Annotated in this window: 14 protein-coding genes and 2 tRNA genes; 13 read left to right on the top strand and 3 right to left on the bottom strand. The window is 61.1% G+C overall.

Translation table 11 applies throughout. The annotated features are described in order from the left end of the window. Positions 1-81: 81 nt before the first annotated feature. The 3 genes from brnQ to I2D41_RS05870 all read left to right on the top strand — a co-directional run bounded on the left by brnQ (position 82) and on the right by I2D41_RS05870 (position 1,688). Positions 82-1,440: a branched-chain amino acid transport system II carrier protein gene (brnQ, locus tag I2D41_RS05880; protein WP_195363867.1), complete on the top strand. Its 1,359-nt coding sequence runs from the start codon at positions 82-84 to the stop codon at positions 1,438-1,440. A 91-nt stretch (positions 1,441-1,531) separates the two neighbouring features. Next, positions 1,532-1,608: transfer RNA gene (locus tag I2D41_RS05875), tRNA-Pro, on the top strand. Positions 1,609-1,614: 6 nt separating this feature from the next. Next, a tRNA-Gly gene (locus I2D41_RS05870) sits at positions 1,615-1,688 on the top strand. Between the two features lie 190 nt (positions 1,689-1,878). Here the strand turns inward: I2D41_RS05870 and I2D41_RS05865 are convergent. The 3 genes from I2D41_RS05865 to I2D41_RS05855 all read right to left on the bottom strand — a co-directional run bounded on the left by I2D41_RS05865 (position 1,879) and on the right by I2D41_RS05855 (position 3,965). Further along, a complete protein-coding gene (locus I2D41_RS05865; RefSeq protein WP_195363866.1) occupies positions 1,879-2,874 on the bottom strand; it encodes a hypothetical protein in 996 nt (331 codons plus the stop codon). Between the two features lie 298 nt (positions 2,875-3,172). Further along, entirely contained in the window at positions 3,173-3,649 is a 477-nt protein-coding gene (locus I2D41_RS05860) for a PIN domain-containing protein (protein WP_195363865.1), read from the bottom strand. Then, complete coding sequence (locus I2D41_RS05855) at positions 3,642-3,965, bottom strand: type II toxin-antitoxin system RelB/DinJ family antitoxin (RefSeq protein WP_117564607.1); 324 nt, start codon at positions 3,963-3,965, stop codon at positions 3,642-3,644. Before I2D41_RS05855 ends, I2D41_RS05860 begins: the two co-directional genes overlap by 8 nt. 428 nt (positions 3,966-4,393) lie before the next feature. Between I2D41_RS05855 and I2D41_RS05850 the strand changes: the two genes are divergently transcribed. The 10 genes from I2D41_RS05850 (at position 4,394) to I2D41_RS05805 (ending at position 17,054) form a co-directional block, all read left to right on the top strand. Next, positions 4,394-4,912, top strand: a complete 519-nt coding sequence (locus I2D41_RS05850) for a 4Fe-4S dicluster domain-containing protein (protein ID WP_022095206.1) — start codon at positions 4,394-4,396, stop codon at positions 4,910-4,912. Positions 4,913-4,988: 76 nt separating this feature from the next. Beyond that, positions 4,989-7,211: a formate dehydrogenase subunit alpha gene (gene fdhF / locus I2D41_RS05845; protein ID WP_195363864.1), complete on the top strand. Its 2,223-nt coding sequence runs from the start codon at positions 4,989-4,991 to the stop codon at positions 7,209-7,211. A gap of 78 nt (positions 7,212-7,289) precedes the next feature. After that, a complete protein-coding gene (locus tag I2D41_RS05840; RefSeq protein ID WP_117584077.1) occupies positions 7,290-7,907 on the top strand; it encodes a 4Fe-4S dicluster domain-containing protein in 618 nt (205 codons plus the stop codon). Beyond that, positions 7,900-9,918, top strand: coding sequence for a hydrogenase 4 subunit B (gene hyfB / locus I2D41_RS05835; RefSeq protein WP_195363863.1), 2,019 nt, complete (start codon positions 7,900-7,902; stop codon positions 9,916-9,918). The genes I2D41_RS05840 and hyfB overlap by 8 nt, the downstream gene beginning before the upstream one ends. Before the next feature lie 12 nt (positions 9,919-9,930). Continuing rightward, positions 9,931-10,857 carry a respiratory chain complex I subunit 1 family protein gene (locus I2D41_RS05830; protein WP_195363862.1) on the top strand — a complete coding sequence of 309 codons (927 nt, stop codon included), beginning with the start codon at positions 9,931-9,933 and terminating at the stop codon, positions 10,855-10,857. Between the two features lie 15 nt (positions 10,858-10,872). After that, positions 10,873-12,330 carry a hydrogenase 4 subunit D gene (locus tag I2D41_RS05825; protein WP_195363861.1) on the top strand — a complete coding sequence of 486 codons (1,458 nt, stop codon included), beginning with the start codon at positions 10,873-10,875 and terminating at the stop codon, positions 12,328-12,330. 13 nt (positions 12,331-12,343) lie between these two features. Beyond that, on the top strand, positions 12,344-12,997 hold the full coding sequence (gene hyfE, locus I2D41_RS05820; protein ID WP_195363860.1) for a hydrogenase 4 membrane subunit: 654 nt from the start codon (positions 12,344-12,346) through the stop codon (positions 12,995-12,997). Between the two features lie 3 nt (positions 12,998-13,000). Then, complete coding sequence (locus I2D41_RS05815) at positions 13,001-14,560, top strand: hydrogenase 4 subunit F (RefSeq protein ID WP_195363859.1); 1,560 nt, start codon at positions 13,001-13,003, stop codon at positions 14,558-14,560. Between the two features lie 3 nt (positions 14,561-14,563). Next, positions 14,564-16,336, top strand: a complete 1,773-nt coding sequence (locus I2D41_RS05810; protein ID WP_195363858.1) for a hydrogenase large subunit — start codon at positions 14,564-14,566, stop codon at positions 16,334-16,336. Between the two features lies 1 nt (position 16,337). Continuing rightward, a complete protein-coding gene (locus I2D41_RS05805) occupies positions 16,338-17,054 on the top strand; it encodes a formate hydrogenlyase complex iron-sulfur subunit (protein WP_195363857.1) in 717 nt (238 codons plus the stop codon). Position 17,055: the final 1 nt, after the last annotated feature.

Below are 17,055 nucleotides of genomic sequence, written 5' to 3'. Positions count from 1 at the left end.
ATGTAGCCTGCTAAAGCGTTTATACTTGCGGGACGGGTATTTTGCCCGTCCCGTTTTTGTTTCGACCCGAAAGGTGTGCCTATGGCCTCATCTGCACCGCGCGGTCTGCGCTCCGACCATGTCGTTACCGTCGGCATCGCTCTATTCTCGATGCTCTTTGGCGCAGGCAACTTGATCATTCCACCGCTGTTGGCGCTCCAAGCTGGAACTGCCACGCCGCTTGCCATGATTGGCTTCCTTATCGCCGCCATCGGCCTGCCTGTGATAGGATTTATCGCCGTGGCGCTTGCCGGAACGGCGCGTGAGCTGGCCAGCCGCGTGCACCCCAAGTTCGGCGAGTTCTTCGTCGCGGCGGTGTACCTGGCGATCGGTCCGTGCCTGGCCATTCCGCGTACGAGCTCCACAGCCTTCGAGATGCTGGTGCCGCTGCTGCCCGAGGGCATCTCGCTTGGCACCGCGCGCCTGGTCTTCGCCGTCGCCTTCTTCGTCGTTGCGTTTGCGCTCACGCTGCGCCCCGGCGTCATCACGCGCGTGCTCGGTCGCATTACGGGCCCTGCGCTCATCGCGCTTATCGTCCTCGTTGTCGGCGCTGCCGTGATCTCGCCGCTGGGACCGGCTGCCGCGCCGCAGGCTCCCTATGACGCCGGTGCTGCGGTCCAGGGCTTTCTGACCGGCTACCAGACCATGGACCTGCTCGCGTCGCTCGCCTTCGGCATCATCATCGCCGAGACAATCCACGAGTTGGGCGTGACCGATGACAAGCGTGTCGCCTTCGAGATCTCCCGTTCCGGCGTGATCGCCGGCGTGCTCATGGCCATCATCTACTGCGGCCTGGCGCTTGCCGGGATGCAGCTCGGCACCGTTATGCCCGACGCCACCAATGGCGCCGCCATTCTCGCCCGTTCGGCTTCCATGCACTTTGGGCTGGCCGGCACGGTCGTGGTCTTCGCGATCTTCTTCCTCGCCTGCATGAATGTGTGCATTGGTCTCATTAGCTGCTGCTCGCGTTACTTTTGCGAGACGTACGTGGTCGAAGGGGGAGCGGAGGCTTCAGAGGAGGCCATGCGCCGCCCGTTTGCGATTCTCGCCTTTGTGTTCGCGGCGTTTTCGTGTGTGCTTTCCAACGTGGGCCTCGACGTGATCCTTATGTTCTCGGTGCCCATGCTCAACGCCTTGTATCCCGTCGCCATCGTACTGGTGCTTATGGGCCTGGTTCACGGCTTTTGCGACGCGCATCCGCAGGTGTGGGTCTGGGTCGGCGGTGTGGTTGCCGTGCAGAGCGTGATCACCTCGGTCCGCGATGCGTTCTTTGCGGGCGCGTGGCTACCGTTTGATGTTCTTCCGCTGGCGGATATCGGTGCCGCGTGGGCGCCGGTTGCCGTGGCGGCGTTTGTGATCGGTCTGCTCCACAGCAAGTTTGTCGCACATTCGAGGAGCTAGGGTTTCTGCGCTTGCACAGGCGGGGAGTCTCCCCTATAATTTCCTTCGCTTTGGGACACGCAAGGTTTAGACCTTAGCTGCTCAACACCTTCGGGACGTGGCGCAGTTTGGTAGCGCGCCTGCTTTGGGAGCAGGATGTCGCAGGTTCAAATCCTGTCGTCCCGACCATATCTTGCGGGCGTAGTTCAATGGCAGAACCCCAGCCTTCCAAGCTGATGACGCGGGTTCGATTCCCGTCGCCCGCTCCATAAGATAGCTTAACGGCTCTGATTCCCTTTGGGATCAGAGCCGTTTTCGTAAACGTGCCGGGGACCCCACATCCCCTTCTAAGTTGCGGTGAAATAGTTCCTGTTTTTGGGCTTTTCTCGGCTATTCAGGAACTATTCCACCGCAACTTATTTGAGGCTGGGTGGATAAGGCCGCTCGGATATGCGTGGGTCAAGAGTCGGCATATGGCTTTGTTGTTGGAATGCCGAAGCCGCACATCATGGTGCCGAACGCTTCGACATTGTAGGTGTCAGAAAGTTTGAAATGGATGATGTTGTGGCCCATAGCGCGTAAGTTTGCATCGCGTATAAGGGCGGCTCGATAAGTTTTTGCCGCGGCGTGTTCGGAATCGTCTTGGTGATTGTCTTCAAATTTACCCAGGCCATGGAGTTCAGCCAGCTTCCAAGATCCGTCCGGCATCTGCCAACCGTAATCTGCAAGGTAGTATCCTGCATTTCCCGGCCGAGTGATTTCAACCTGAAGTTCGGGAGTGGCTACTCCAGCGAGGATCATCGCTGCCCTTGCCTCAGATTCACCGCCGTTGTCTGACCTGCCGTCCATGTGCTCAAAAACGTCAAACGCACGTGCGATGCCGTGCAGCCCACGGCAATTGGCCTGTGCATACGCGCGCAACTCTTCGCGCTCGACATCATACTCACGAGCCAGGCCATCGACATAGCCCAGCGCATATCGAAAAGCGCTCGTTCGGGCGATATCGACCACCGTGCGGTACGGATCTGTCAACGTAAACGGACCGAGCTGCCACACTTCGCCCGCCCGCCAGCGACGATACTCAACGAATTCGTACGTATCGCGCCTGGTGGCTCGCGGCAACAGAACTTGTACCTTATCGAGAAGTGTGTGTGCCGAACCGATACCATAGAGCAGAGCCGCGGACGCCCCACAAAATACCGCTTCGGGTTCAACGACCGCAATGGCGGATGCCAGCTGAAAAATGCGGTCTTCTATACCAAGGTCATTCCAGTATGCAGGGTCGGCATAGACGTGGTTATAGAGTCGAACGATCATTTGCTTTTGCATGAGCGAGTAGGCACAACGTTCGTCCCATTTTTCGGTGGCAATAAACAAGCGTCCGTCATGATGGGCCTCGAATACCGAGAAGAAAAGCCTTGTCTGAGATTTGGAACAGTGATCGGCCTTACCCATTAGCGACCCCATGTCTCGAGGATGAGCGAACGATACCACGCTATCGCATATTGATTTCGCTGAACCTTGCCATGAGCTGACCAAAAGCTTGACGCCGCAGCTCAGAAGGTTAGACCCGACCAAAAGATATCGGTAAACGGTTGTCAGGGGCCTTTCAGCGGTGTTGAAATCTGCCCTTACAAAAAGTTGCGGTGAAATAGTTCCTAAATGGCCGTCAGAAGGCAAAAAATAGGAACTATTTCACCGCAACTTAGGAGGGGATGGGGTTGAGGGGCGGGGCGGTGCCGCTGTTTGTCGATTAGCTGCGGGGGCGTTGGCGGAGCTTGTCGATGGTGGAGTCGGTGCTTCGGCTGCGGGCTTCGGCGGCGCGGTCGCGGACTTCGGCGGCGGTTTGGCGCTGGCGGCGGTAATCGATCATGCCTTGGATGATGGGCTTGCCAAAGCTCACGACATCATCGTTGTAGATGGCGGTACGGGCGGCAAGCAGACAGTCGGTAAAGTCCATATGGGTTTTGCCAAAGAGTTTGATGGCAAGGGCGACAACGGTGGGCTCGTCGACCATGACGTCATCGAGCAGTCTTTTCATGGCCGCAGCAATCTCAACGCGGGGAACCTTATAGACGTCGCGCAGCGTGACCACGACGCGCGTGATGATTTCGGGGTAGACACGAGCGGTGCGGGTGGCGATGACCTTGGCGGCGCGCGGTGACAGAACCTCGTCGTCGTTAAGCAGGTAGCGTAGGATGACGGTCTCGTCGATGATGGTGCTACTCATGGATATCTACTTCCTCGGGACCCAAAACCGAATCGTCGCTTTCCGTAGCAAGGTATTCAATCCAGGCATTGCGTTCCTCAGAGCGGCGATTGGGGTCCCCATATGCTTTGAGCGATCCATAGGCGGCGGTGCCGTCCTTTGAGCGTACGGCGACTGGCTGAAAGGGGAGCTTGCGCATCAAAATGCTCTGAGCGACAAATAGGCGGACGGCCTCGGCGAGCGAGGTGCCCATGGCGTCGTAGAGGCGCTCGGCATGCTGCTTGTCATCTTCGCGGATGCGCACCTGCAGGATGGCTCTTTTTTGAGTCGATGACATCGCTGGCCTCCCTTTATTAGCGTGCAATATGGATGGTCAAATACGGCACGTGCCGATACTTGGCAATCATATATCCAATACTTTATTGCACTCAAGTTTATGAGTGTAAACATTACTACAAGCGTAGTACATCTTTAAAAGAAGAGCGCGAAATCTCTCGCGGCGTACGCGTGTAATACACTCATCTCTATATCTAAGCAAGAATAATTCCAACCTGCCAAAACCCCTGCAATACACCCGTATTGCAGGGCCTATCCTCAAGTTTGCCACCTGCAACTGCGTATATTTAACCTGTATATCGTTGGAGGAATTCTATCGAAGTGCCTGTTTCGCCGCATGTGCTCGATACGTCGATGCCGGACCACGGGCGGTCCGGGGCAACGTCGACAGGGTCTCTCCGGCATGGGATTCAGGAGGGAGTGAACAACATGGGCAATAAACGAGTCGTAGCCGATTCTTCGCGCTGCATTGGGTGCCAAACCTGTATGGCGGCGTGCATCGAGGCACACGATATTCCCGGCAACATCGCCGCACCTCGCTTGCGCGTAACGCGCACCTACGAGATCTCCGCGCCGGTGGCATGTCACCACTGCGAGGACGCTCCGTGCGCGAAGGCCTGTCCTACGGGCGCCTTGTTCTTTGATCCAAAGAACCATCGTATCGGCGTCAACGAGGACAACTGCATCGGCTGCAAGAGCTGCGTCATGGCATGCCCCTTTGGCGCCGTGAGCGTGGCGACCACGCAGGTCCCCGTCTTGATGGGTGACGTGCGCGTGGGTTCGCAGACCAAGAGCTTCGTGCTCAAGTGCGACCTGTGCGTGGACCGTCCCGGCGGTCCGGCGTGTGCCGAGGCGTGCCCGACCAAGGGTCTCACCCTGGTAGACGAGGAGCGCCTGGCAGAACTGACTGCCGAGCGTGCCCGCGCCACCATCGAAAACGAGGCGTAGGCGGCCGGCCATACAGGCCCAATGATTGTCAAATAAGAACCGAGTATTCGGTAGCAGAGAAAGGAAGGAGGGTGTCATGGAGAAGCATAAAGTGATCTGCCCGTACTGCGGCGCCGGTTGCCAGTTTAACCTCTTGGTCCAAAACGGCCAGGTCGTGGGTACCGAACCGCTCAACGGCATCACCAATCAGGGCGAGTTGTGCCTTAAGGGTATGAGCGGCTACGACTTCATCAACGACACCAAGATCTTGACTCCTCGCGTACTGCACCCGATGATCCGCCGCACCAAGGGCGCGGATCTCGAGCGCGTAAGCTGGGACGAGGCACTGGATTTCACCGCATCTAAGATGCAGGCCATAATTGACGAATATGGTCCTAACGCTGTCATGACCACCGGCTCTTCGCGAGGCGGCGGCAATGAGGCGAACTACGTCATGCAGAAGTTTACGCGTGCGTGCATCGGCACCCACAGCGTGGACAACTGCGCCCGTACTTGACACGGCCCTACTGTCCTCGGTCTGATGGACACGGTTGGTTCAGGTTGCATGTCATGCTCCATCCCCGGTATGGAGGATGCGGGCTGCATTTTCCTCTTCGGCTATAACCCTGCCGATTCGCACCCCATCGTCGCAAGGCGTATCGTGCGAGCCAAAGAAAAGGGTTGCAAGATCATCGTCGCCGACCCGCGCCATATCGAAACCGCGCGTATCGCCGATATCTACCTTCCGATCAAGAACGGTTGCAACGTCGCGTTCCTCAACGCCTTTGCAAACTGCTTGGTCAACGATGGCCTCTACGACAAGGAATTCGTCGCCGAGCACACGAACGGCTTTGACGAGTGGTGGGAGACCATCAAGAACTACACTCCCGAATCCGTACAGGACATCACGGGTGTCGAGCCCGCGTTGATCCACCAAGCTGCCGAGATGTACGCCACGGCGAAGCCTTCCGCCATCATTGGCTGGGGCATGGGCGTATGCCAGCAGAAGCAGAACCTGAAGACGGTGCACACCATCGCCTCCATCGCCTGCGTTGCCGGCCAGATCGGCAAACCCAATTCCGGCCTCGCGCCCGTGCGCGGTCAGAACAACGTCCAGGGCTCCTGCGATATGGGTATGCTGCCCAACCTGTACCCTGGCTACCAGAAGGTCACCGACCCGGCTGTGCGTGCCAAGTTTGCCAAGGCTTGGGGCGTGCCCGAGGAAAAGCTCCCGCTCGAGGAGGGCTACAAGCTCACCGACCTGGGCCACCTGGTCGACGAGGGCAAGGTGCACTGCTTCTACAACTACGGCGAGGACCCGGTGCAGACCGAGCCCGATTCGGCCGGTATGCGCAAGACGCTCTCCGAGCTGGATCTGTTTATTTGCCAGGACATCTTTATGACGCAGACGACCATGCTCGCCGACGTCATCCTGCCTGCCACCTCTTGGGGCGAGCACGAGGGTGTCTTTACCGCATCCGACCGTAGCTTCCAGCACTTTGACGCGGCTGTTCCGCCCAAGGGCGAGTGCCGCCACGACTGGGAGATCTTCGCGGACCTGTCCACGCGTATGGGTTACCCCATGCACTACGACAACACCGAGCAGATCTGGAACGAGTGCATTAGCCTGTGCCCCAACTTTGTGGGCGCGACCTACGAGAAGATGGCTCCCGAGGGCGGTTACGCCCAGTGGCCCGTCAAGAGCACCGATGTGAACGACCACGGTACTCCCGACATGTTCGCTGGTGGCAAGTTCACCACCAAGGACGGCCGCGCCAACCTGATGGCGCACGATTGGGAGGCGCCCTCCGAGCTTCCCGACGATGAGTACCCGCTCATCCTGTGCACCGTCCGCGAGGTCGGCCACTACAGCTGCCGCTCGATGACCGGCAACTGCAAGACGCTGGCGCTGCTCGCCGACGAGCCCGGTTTTGTCCGCATGAATCCCGCGGACGCCCAGGCACGCGGTATCAAGAACGGCGACATCGTCTCGATCCACAGTCGCCGTGGCCAGGTATACAGCCGCGCCGACGTGAGCGATCGCATCAACAAGGGCACGGTCTACATGACCTACCAGTGGTGGATTGGCAAGTGCAACGAGCTGACCATTCACAAGGTCGACCCGGTCTCGCATACGCCCGAGGACAAGTTCTCCGCCTGCCAGGTCGACGCTATCGCCGACCAGGTCTGGGCCGAGGGCGAAGTCGAGCGTCAGTACACCGAGCTCAAGCAGGCTCTGGTGGACGCCGCCGCTCCCCAGGACGTTGAGCCCGGCGCCGCCAAGTTCGACGACGAGACGCACGTGAACCAAATCGTGTAGTCCCGTTCTCGTTGGCTTTTTGGGCCGGGCGTCCCGTACGTTCGGGAGCCCGGCCCGTTATTTTGAAAGGAAGTGGGGATGAACCGCTTCATCGACATCAACCCGGAGAGGTGCATCGGCTGCGGAACATGCCAGTCCGCCTGTGCCGACGCCCACCGGATGCAGGGTCTTCAGGATACGCCGCGCCTGGCGCTCGTGAAGACCGGCGGTATTTCGGCCGCCCTTGCCTGCCACCATTGCGAGGGTGCCCCCTGCGCCGAGGTTTGCCCGGTGAATGCCATCGAGCACGATGGCGACCGCATCCACGTTAAGGAGCAGGAGTGCATCGGGTGCAGGCTGTGCGCCATCGCGTGCCCCTTCGGAGCCATCCATCCCGATGGCACGTCTATCGCCGGTGTCGCAGGCATGTGCGACCCGACGCCTTCGTATCCTAAGTCCCTGAGCAGCCTGCTTACGTGGGCTCCTGGCCAGTACACCTGCGCTGTCAAGTGCGACCTGTGCGCCTTCGATCCGGACGGCCCGCATTGTGTGGCGGCATGTCCCACCAAGGCGCTGACCGTCATGGGCGGCGCGGCCGATCGCGAGCTCGACGAGGCCAAGCGCCTGCGTTCGATCGAAAACGGTCCGGCCGTCGACGTTACCGCTGTGGCCCAGGGCCTGTCCGAGAAAGCAGAAGGGAGCGTAAACAATGGATAGCATGACGCTGTTTATCGCATCGCTTGCCGTCTCGTGCATCGGTGCGCTCGCCTCGGTTCTACTGATCAAGGCCGATAACGCTGCCAAGACCGCCGGCTGCCTTATCGGCGCCGTCGCCGCGGTGCTTTCGTTTGTGGCCGGTATCCAGGCCGTGCTGGGCGATGTCGCGTCGGTCGATACCATCGTGTTTTTCCCGTTTGCCCATTTCCAGCTGCTGCTCAATCAGCTGTCCGGCCTGTTCGTGGCGCTCATCTCGGTGCTCGCGTTTGCCGGTTCGATCTACGGTCTCAACTACTTTGATGAGTACCCGGGCAAAAAGGGCCGCGCCGGCTTCTTCTTTAACACCTTCGTGGCGTCCATGATGCTCGTCATCACCGCCGACAACGTGTTTTGGTTCCTGGTCGCCTTTGAGCTCATGTCGCTGACCTCGTACTTCCTGGTCGTGATCGAGGAGAACGAGAACTCCATCCATGGCGGTTGGCTCTACTTTGTGATCGCGCACGTGGGCTTTGTGCTCATCATGGCGAGCTTCCTCACCATGACCAACTTCGCCGGTGGCTCGTTTGCCTTTGCGGATTTCCGCGCTACGCAGTTTAGCCCCGCGGTCGCATCCGTGTGCTTCGTGCTCGCCTTCTTTGGCTTTGGCGCCAAGGCCGGTATCATCCCGCTGCACGGCTGGCTGCCCAAGGCGCATCCCGAGGCGCCGTCCAACGTGTCGGCCCTCATGTCCGGCGGCATGATCAAGATCGGTATCTTCGGCATCCTCAAGGTGGGCCTCGACCTGCTCTCCGCCTCGGGCGTTCAGGTCTGGTGGGGCCTTATGGTCATGGTCTTCGGTGCGATCTCGTCGGTCCTCGGCGTGGCCTTCGCCCTGCAGGAGCATGATATCAAGCGCCTGCTGGCCTATCACTCCGTCGAGAACATCGGCATCATTCTGCTCGGCGTCGGCGCCTCCATGGCCGCCATGGCGCTCAACTCGGTCGGCATCGCCGTCCTGGCCCTGATGGCCGCCCTCTACCACACGTTTAACCACGCGATGTTTAAGGGCGAGCTGTTCCTGGGCGCCGGTGCGCTGCTGTACTCCACGGGTACGCGCAATATGGAGAAGATGGGCGGCCTGTTCCGTCGTATGCCGGCAACGGCCATCTGCTTCCTCATTGGCGCGCTTGCCATCTCGGCCATCCCGCCCTTCAACGGCTTTGTGTCCGAGTGGTTTACCTACCAGTCGCTGTTTAACGCCGCCATGCAGGGCGACAAGGCCGTCATGATCGTGGCCGTGTTCGCTGCCGTCGCGCTCGCCATTACCGGCGCGCTGGCTGTCACGTGCTTTGTCAAGGCCTATGGCGTCTCCTTTGCCTCCGCGCCCCGCTCCGAGGCTGCGGCCAATGCCAAGGAGGTTCCCGCCCCCATGGTGTTTGCGCAGGGCCTGCTCGCGGCCATCTGCGTCGTGCTGGGCATTGGTGCTCCCGTGATCGCGTCCGTGCTGGTCGATGTCGCCGCGTCCGTGCTGCATCCGTACGGTGGCGTGTTTGCCGCCGAGGGCATGGAGCTCATGAACCAATACTCCGGCGCTGCCACCTCCACGCCCGCGATCGCTATTGCGCTCGTGGTGCTTGTCGGCCTTGCCTGCGGTTATCGCAAGTTCAAGACCGTCAGCAAGGTGCAGAAGTCCCAGCCGTGGGCATGCGGCTATGCTCCCAACGAGCATATGCCCGTCGTGGCCACGACCTTTGCCTCCGAGGTGTCCTGGTTTATGCAGCCGCTCTACACGCTGCGCGACCGCTGCACGGCCGTCTGCTGGTCCATCGCTCACTTCTTCCAGAAGCTCACCGGTGTGGCCGAGGCTGTGGAGCCCGTACCCGACAAGGTTCTCGTCGATGCCCCGCATAAGGGTGTCGAGAAGCTCGCCGACCTCGCGACTAAGCTCGAGGGCGGCAACTACAGCATCTATATCTGCTACATCGTCGCGGCACTCGTGGTGTTCCTCGTGCTCGCCGTGCAAATGGGTTAAGGAGGGGAGAGCATGAACAACATCGTACTTGCCGTTCTGCAGGGCGTGGTCGTTATGGCCGTCGCGCCTTTCTTCTCCGGTCTCGGCCGCGTGATCCGTGCCAAGATGCACAACCGTCGTGGCCCCAGCATCATGCAGGACTACCGCGACCTGGCCAAGCTCTTTGCGCGCCCCGAGTCCCAGAGCGAGGACGCGAGCTTTGCGCTGCGCATTATGCCGCCGCTGTTCTTCGCCGTCGCCTTTATGCTTGCGATGGGCCTGCCGCTCTTTACGGCGCAAAGTCCCATCCCGGTCTTTGGTGACGCCATCACCATCATGTACAGCCTGGCGCTCGCCCGCTTCTTCTTCGCCCTCTGCGGTGTGGATTCGTCCAACGCCTACGCCGGTATCGGCGGCGTCCGCGAGCTGCTCATGAGCGTGCTCATCGAGCCGTCCATGCTGCTGGCGCTGTTTGCCGCCGCCCTGGTGTGCGGCTCCACCGACATCGCCACCATGGGCCAGCACATCATGACGGGCGCCATTGACGCGCCGGTCGCCGTGATCCTCGCCGGCATCGCCTTTGCGATCGCCTGCTACATGGAACTCGGCAAGCTGCCGTTTGATCAGGCCGAGGCCGAGCAGGAGCTTCAGGAAGGTCCGCTTGCCGAGCTTTCGGGCCCGTCGCTCGCCATGGCAAAGCTTGCCATGTCCATGAAACAGGTCCTGGTCGTCGCCTGGTTCTGCGCGATCTTCGTCCCCTGGGGCGAGCCCGCGACCGCGGGCGCCGCCGCCGTTCTGGGAGCGGTCATCTTCCTGGTGAAGTGCCTGGTCGACTTTGTCGTATGCGGCGTGATCGAGAACTCCTGCTCGCGCTCGCGTTTTAAGGTGCTTGGCAATCAGACCTGGGCCGTCGTGGGCATCGCCGTTCTGGCGTTTGTCTTCGTGGTCGTCGGCGTGTAGGAGAAGGGAGAAACAATGTCATTTGCAGTCAGTCTGTCCCTTCTCGGCTTGGTCGCTATCGCGGCCCCGATGGTGGCCTCGGTGCTCGTCGCCCTGTTCCCCCGTCCGTACGCCAAGTGGTTCAGCGTTTTGGGTGCCGCCGTCTCGACGGTCTGCACCATCGCCCTCGCCGCGAATTTCGCTGGCGCCGGCATGTCCGACACACAGGTCCCCCTGATCTCGTTTGGGCAGACCCTCGTCATGGGATTCACCTTCGATCGCATGAGCACGCTGCTCGCGCCCGCCTTTGTGGGTATCGGCCTGCTTGTCGTGATCTATTCGATTCCCTATATGAGCGAGAATAACCGTGAGCATCCCGACGCGCCGTGTCGTCGCTTCTACGCGTACCTCGCGACCTTCATCGGCGCCATGGCCGGTCTTGTGTACAGCTCGACCCTTTTGGGCCAGCTCGTGTTCTTTGAGATCACGGGTGCGTGCTCTTGGGGCCTCATTAGCTACTACATGACGCCTACGGCCAAGAAGGCCGGCATGAAGGCCCTGATCATCACGCATATCGGTGCGCTCGGCCTGTATCTGGGCGCCGCCATCGTGTTTGCCCACACCGGCACCTTCGCCATTACCGCGATTGCCGGCCTCGATGCCAAGCTCAAGGCTATCGTCCTCTTGCTCGTGCTGTTTGCAGCCTGGGCCAAGTCCGCACAGGTTCCCATGTACATGTGGCTGCCTTCGGCCATGGAGGCGCCGACGCCCGTTTCGGCCTACCTGCATGGCGCCTCGATGGTCAAGGTCGGCGTGTGCGTGTTCGCACGCGCGCTCGTCTCTGCCGGCGAGATTCCCGAGATCGTGGGCTGGGTCGCCATTATCGACGCCATGGTCACCATGCTCTTTGGTTTCCTTATGTACCTGCCGCAAAAGGACATGAAGCGTCTGCTGGCCTTCTCCACGATCGCCCAGCTCTCCTATGTGTTCTTTGGTCTGGGCCTTTCGGTCTTTGGCAGCCAGCTGGCCTTTGATGGCGCCGTGTGCCACATCTTTAACCACGCTTTCGCCAAGACGCTGTTCTTCCTGATCGCCGGTTCGTTCTCCTTCACGCTCGGCACGCGTATGCTGCCCAAGCTTCGCGGCATCGTAAAGAAGTACCCGATCTCGGGCGTGGGCTTTGGTGTCGCCGCGCTCGCCATTGCCGGCGTGCCGCCCATGAACACGTTCTTCTCGAAGTTCCAGATCATCGCCGGCGGCTTCTCTGTTGGTGCCGGCAACGTTGCGATCCTGGTGCTCGTGTGCATCATGGTTGCCGAGACCGTCGCCACCTTCGCCTGGTTCCTCAAGTGGATGGGCTATTGCCTGCCCGGCGAGCCGAGCGAGGAAGTCGCCGCTGGTGCACCGCTCCCCAAGGCAATGGCATTCGTGTTCATCGTACTCATCATCATGGTCATCGTCAGCGGCCCGCTTTCGGCCAGCTGGATCGGTTAGGAGGTAGAACGACATGGGTTATTCGATCGTCAACATCCTTGGCGGCCTTCTGATCGTCACGTCCACCATGGTGGTCGTCTCAAAGAACATCAAGCACGCCATCAGCTGGTATGCGGTGCAGTCGCTGGTGCTTGTGGGGTTGCTCGCCACGCTCGGTGCCACTACCGGTGCGCAGGAGCTGCTTATGTGGGCCGGATCCGCCTTTATCACCAAGGTCGTCCTGGTCCCTTACATCCTCAACCGCGCATACAAGAAGATGGGCGAGCCGAGCGACGCATCGCTCAAGGCCGGCCTTAAGCCCGCGTGGGCCATCTGCATCATCGCCGTCGAGGTTGCGATTTGCTTTGCCGTCGTGACGCAGATCAGCCTGCCCACGGCCGAGGTCGCAACGCCTGCGCTCGCTATTAGCTTCGCTCACTTCTTTGTGGGCCTCACCTGCATCATCTCGCAGCGCAACATCATGAAGCAGATCTTTGGATACTGCCTCATGGAAAACGGCAGCCATGTGACGCTCGCGCTTTTGGCCCCCACCGCTCCCGAGATCATCGAGATCGGTATCGCCACCGACGCCATCTTTGCCGTCATCATCATGTCCATCGTCGTGCGTCGCATTTGGGACGACTCCCACTCGCTCGATGCGCGTGACCTGTCCGAGCTGAGGGGGTAGTCCATGGAAACGTTGATTCTCGCCCTGCTCGCGACTCCTTTGGTGTTCTCGCTGGTCATGGCGTTTTTGCCCAAGAACACGTCCTATAACGTGTTTGCCGGTCTCAACCTGGTCTCCGTCGCAGCCGTCCTGGTGCTGTCGCTTATGACGGCCGGTGATATCCTTATGAGCGGCGAAACCGCGAGCGCTCTTGGCCTGTGGTTCCACCTCGATTCGCTGGGCGCCATCTTTGTGCTGCTCATCGGCTTTATCGGTTTTCTTACGGGGCTGTTCTCGCTGCCCTATGTAAAGGCCGATATCGAGGAGGGCTCCATGCCCGCCGAGCGCGCCAAGCAGTATTTTGCGCTGTTTAGCCTGTTTGTGTTCACCATGCTGCTCGCGTGCCTGTCCAACAACATGATCCTCACGTGGGCTGCCGTGGAGGCAACCACGCTTTCCACCGTGTTCCTCGTGGGTATCTACAAGAACAAGACGGCCCTCGAGGCTTCTTGGAAGTATGCGATGGTCTGCACCGCCGGCGTGGCCTTTGGCCTGTTCGGTACGTTGCTGATCTACGCCAACGCCGCCGACGTGATCCCCAACGCCCACGAGGCCGCATTCCTGTCGTGCGTGCTGCCGTACGCCGACCAGTTCGACCCGACGCTCATGCGCCTCGCCTTTGCGTTTATCGTGATCGGCTTTGGCACCAAGGCCGGCCTGTTCCCCATGCACACGTGGCTGCCCGATGCTCACTCCCAGGCCCCGAGCCCTGTCTCGGCCCTGCTCTCGGGCGTTCTGCTTAAGTGCGCCATGCTCGTAATCATGCGCTTCTACGGCTTTACTATCCAGGCCGTGGGCGCCGAGTATCCGCAACTTTTGCTGTTGATCGTCGGCACGCTGTCCATTTTGGTGGCGGCACTCTCGATGTTTCGCCAGGACGACCTCAAGCGCCGCTTTGCGTACTCGTCTGTGGAGAACGTGGGCGTTATCGCCCTGTGCCTGGGTATCGGTGGCCCGCTGGGTATCGCCGCGGCCCTGCTGCACTGTGTGTTCCACGGCTTTACCAAGACGCTTGCCTTCTGCGTGTCCGGCAACATCCAGCACGCCTTTGGCACGCGTAGCCTGGCTAAGATCCAGGGCGTCGTCGAGGTTGCCCCCGCAACCGCCGCGCTCGCCGTCCTGGCGCTGCTCGGCCTTGGCGCCTTCCCGCCCTTTGGCATGTTTATCTCCGAGTTCCTGACTTTTGTCGCCGGTGTCACCGCCGGTCCCATGTGGCTGGTCGTCGTGGTCGCCCTCGGTCTTACCGTGGCCATCTCCGCGCTCACCCGCATCGCACTCAAGTCGGTATTCGGCCATGCACCCCAGGGCATGGGCAAGCATGAGGCCCCGGCGCTCATGCTTATCCCCGAAATCATCCTGGCTGTCATGATCTTGTGGTTTGGCATCGCCACCCCGCTGCCCCTCGTGCACGGTGTGGAGACCGCGACCGGCATCGTACTCGAGCAGAGCACCGAGGAACTTCACGCGACGCCGATGTACCGCGCTGTGTTCGGTACCGAGACCGCTCAGAGCGAGGTGGAGTAACGAATGATTGAAACTGAGAACAAGGTGTATGCCCGCCGCTGCGAGAGCCATGTCGAGGCCCTGCGCCGCGCCGTTCCGGGCTGCATCGAGAAGGTCGAGTGGCAGTGCGAGGACCAGCTGACGATTACCGTCAAGCAGGACAAGCTGCCCGAGGCCGTCCACTACCTGTACTACGAGCGCTACGGCTGGATTCCCGTGATCATCGGCAACGATGAGCGCAGCCTGTGCGGCCGTTACGCCGTGTACTACGTCATCTCCATGGAGGGGGAGGACCCCGGCTGGGTGACCGTGCGCACCGAGGTCGATCCCGCCAAGATGACGTTCCCGTCCGTGACGCCGTTCGTCCCCGCCTGCGTGTGGGGCGAGCGCGAGCTTCGCGATATGTTCGGCCTGATCCCCGAGGGTCTGCCCGACCGTCGTCGCCTGGTGCTGCCCGACGATTGGCCCAGCGGCCTGTACCCGCTGCGCAAGGACTCCATGGACTACCGCTTCCGTCCCGCTCCCGCGAGTGACATGGAAAACTACGAGTTCTTGGCCGATACCAAGGGCAAGGAGACGACGCTCGTCCCCATGGGCCCGTTGCACATTACCTCCGACGAGCCCGGCCACTTCCGCCTGTTCGTTGAGGGCGAGACGATCGTCGACGCCGACTATCGTCTGTTCTACGTGCACCGCGGTATGGAGAAGGTCGCCGAGACGCGCCTGAACTATGACGCCGTGACGTTCCTCGCCGACCGCATCTGCGGCATCTGCGGCTGCGCCCACTCGGTGGCCTATGCCGAGGCCGTCGAGCGCGCCCAGGGCATTCATGTCCCCCCGCGCGCCCAGTACATCCGCGCCATCATGCTCGAGGTCGAGCGCCTGCACTCGCATCTGCTCAACATTGGCCTGGCGTCGCACTACACGGGCTTCGACTCCGGCTTCCAGCAGTTCTTCCGCGTCCGCGAGAAGTCCATGGACCTGGCCGAGAAGCTCTCCGGTCACCGCAAGACCTACGGCCTTAACGTGATCGGCGGCGTGCGTCGCGACATTTTGGCCGAGCAGAAGCTCTCCACGCTCACGACCATTCACCAGCTGCGCTCCGAGGTTCAGGAACTCGTCGACGTGCTGCTCTCCACGCCCAACTTTATTGAGCGTACGAGCGGTATCGGTTTCTTGGACCGCAAGATCGCACGCGACTTCTCGCCGGTCGGCCCGCTCATGCGTGGCTCGGGCTATGCCCGCGACGTGCGCTTTGACCATCCCTTCGACGGCTACGCCGATCCGGACGTCCAAAAGATGCACGCCGCTACGGCCGATACCTGCGATGCCTTCGGCCGTACCGCCGTTCGCATCCAGGAGGTCTACGATTCGATCGACATGATCGAGACCATGCTCGAGAACTGCCCGTCGGGTCCCATCCTCACCACGGATTGGGAGTACACCCCGCACAAGTACGCCATCGGCGCCACCGAGGCGCCGCGCGGCGAGGACGTGCACTGGGCCATGCTCGGCAACAACCAGAAGTGCTACCGCTGGCGCGCCAAGGCGGCCACGTACAGCAACTGGCCGGTCCTGCGCTACATGTTCCGCGGCAACACCGTGGGCGACGCGGCGCTGATCGTCGGCTCGCTCGACCCGTGCTACTCCTGCACCGACCGCGTGACGGTGACCGATGTCGCCGCCAAGCGCGACCACGTGCTCGACAAGGAGCAGTTCGAGAACGTCTGGCGCGACAAGTCGCCGCTTGCGGGCGAGGGCACCGTGGCCGCTCCGCTCGATGAGGAGGCGCTCTAATATGCTGAAGCTTTGGAAGGTTAACGCCAAGGCCGGCGACGCGACGGTCAAGTACCCGTTTGCGCCGTTTCCCACCAACAAGGACATGCGTGGCAAGCCCGAGCACAACGCCGAGCTCTGCATCGCCTGCGGTGCCTGCGGCGTGGCGTGCCCGGCCGATGCCATTCGCATGGACACCGACCTTGCGGCCGACACCATTACCTGGTCGATCGACTACGGCCGCTGCATCTTCTGCGGCCGCTGCGAGGAAGCCTGCCCCATGGAGGCCATCAAGCTCACCGAGGAGTTTGAGCTGGCCGTCATGAGCAAGGACGACCTCACCAGCAAGAGCGTCTATACGCTCGAGCACTGCTCGCGCTGCGGCAAGCCGTTCGCCCCGCACAAGGAGATCGACTACGCCAAGCGTCTGCTGCAAAAGGCCGGCGGCATGGAGGCCATCCAGGCCGCCCGTACCGTCGGTATGTGCCAGGAGTGCAAGCGCGAGCTCGACGCCCTGCGCGCCGCCTCGGCCGTAAAGACCGGCAACGCTGCCGGCATGGCTGCCAACGAGACGCTTGCGTCCGGCGAGCCCCAGGGCCCCGGCATGGAGTATCTGGGCGGCCACGGCGTGAACCCGGAGTATATCGACCGCGAGCTCAACCCCGATGCGCCCGAGATTCCCGCCGGTCCTGCGCCGGTCGAGGGCATCATCATGGATTTTGAAACGAAGGAGGAGTAAC

It is taken from the genome of Collinsella aerofaciens, assembly GCF_015552075.1.
GTDB classification, from domain to species: Bacteria; Actinomycetota; Coriobacteriia; order Coriobacteriales; family Coriobacteriaceae; genus Collinsella; species Collinsella aerofaciens_Y.
This window is presented reverse-complemented; position numbering and strand designations above follow the sequence as displayed.

What these genes read in the sequence shown, in the direction of transcription:
- brnQ (WP_195363867.1), top strand. Translation starts at nt 82, where the DNA reads ATGGCCTCATCTGCACCGCGCGGTCTGCGCTCCGACCATGTCGTTACC.
- I2D41_RS05865 (WP_195363866.1), bottom strand. Translation starts at nt 2,874, where the DNA reads ATGGGTAAGGCCGATCACTGTTCCAAATCTCAGACAAGGCTTTTCTTC.
- I2D41_RS05860 (WP_195363865.1), bottom strand. Translation starts at nt 3,649, where the DNA reads ATGAGTAGCACCATCATCGACGAGACCGTCATCCTACGCTACCTGCTT.
- I2D41_RS05855 (WP_117564607.1), bottom strand. Translation starts at nt 3,965, where the DNA reads ATGTCATCGACTCAAAAAAGAGCCATCCTGCAGGTGCGCATCCGCGAA.
- I2D41_RS05850 (WP_022095206.1), top strand. Translation starts at nt 4,394, where the DNA reads ATGGGCAATAAACGAGTCGTAGCCGATTCTTCGCGCTGCATTGGGTGC.
- I2D41_RS05840 (WP_117584077.1), top strand. Translation starts at nt 7,290, where the DNA reads ATGAACCGCTTCATCGACATCAACCCGGAGAGGTGCATCGGCTGCGGA.
- hyfB (WP_195363863.1), top strand. Translation starts at nt 7,900, where the DNA reads ATGGATAGCATGACGCTGTTTATCGCATCGCTTGCCGTCTCGTGCATC.
- I2D41_RS05830 (WP_195363862.1), top strand. Translation starts at nt 9,931, where the DNA reads ATGAACAACATCGTACTTGCCGTTCTGCAGGGCGTGGTCGTTATGGCC.
- I2D41_RS05825 (WP_195363861.1), top strand. Translation starts at nt 10,873, where the DNA reads ATGTCATTTGCAGTCAGTCTGTCCCTTCTCGGCTTGGTCGCTATCGCG.
- hyfE (WP_195363860.1), top strand. Translation starts at nt 12,344, where the DNA reads ATGGGTTATTCGATCGTCAACATCCTTGGCGGCCTTCTGATCGTCACG.
- I2D41_RS05815 (WP_195363859.1), top strand. Translation starts at nt 13,001, where the DNA reads ATGGAAACGTTGATTCTCGCCCTGCTCGCGACTCCTTTGGTGTTCTCG.
- I2D41_RS05810 (WP_195363858.1), top strand. Translation starts at nt 14,564, where the DNA reads ATGATTGAAACTGAGAACAAGGTGTATGCCCGCCGCTGCGAGAGCCAT.
- I2D41_RS05805 (WP_195363857.1), top strand. Translation starts at nt 16,338, where the DNA reads ATGCTGAAGCTTTGGAAGGTTAACGCCAAGGCCGGCGACGCGACGGTC.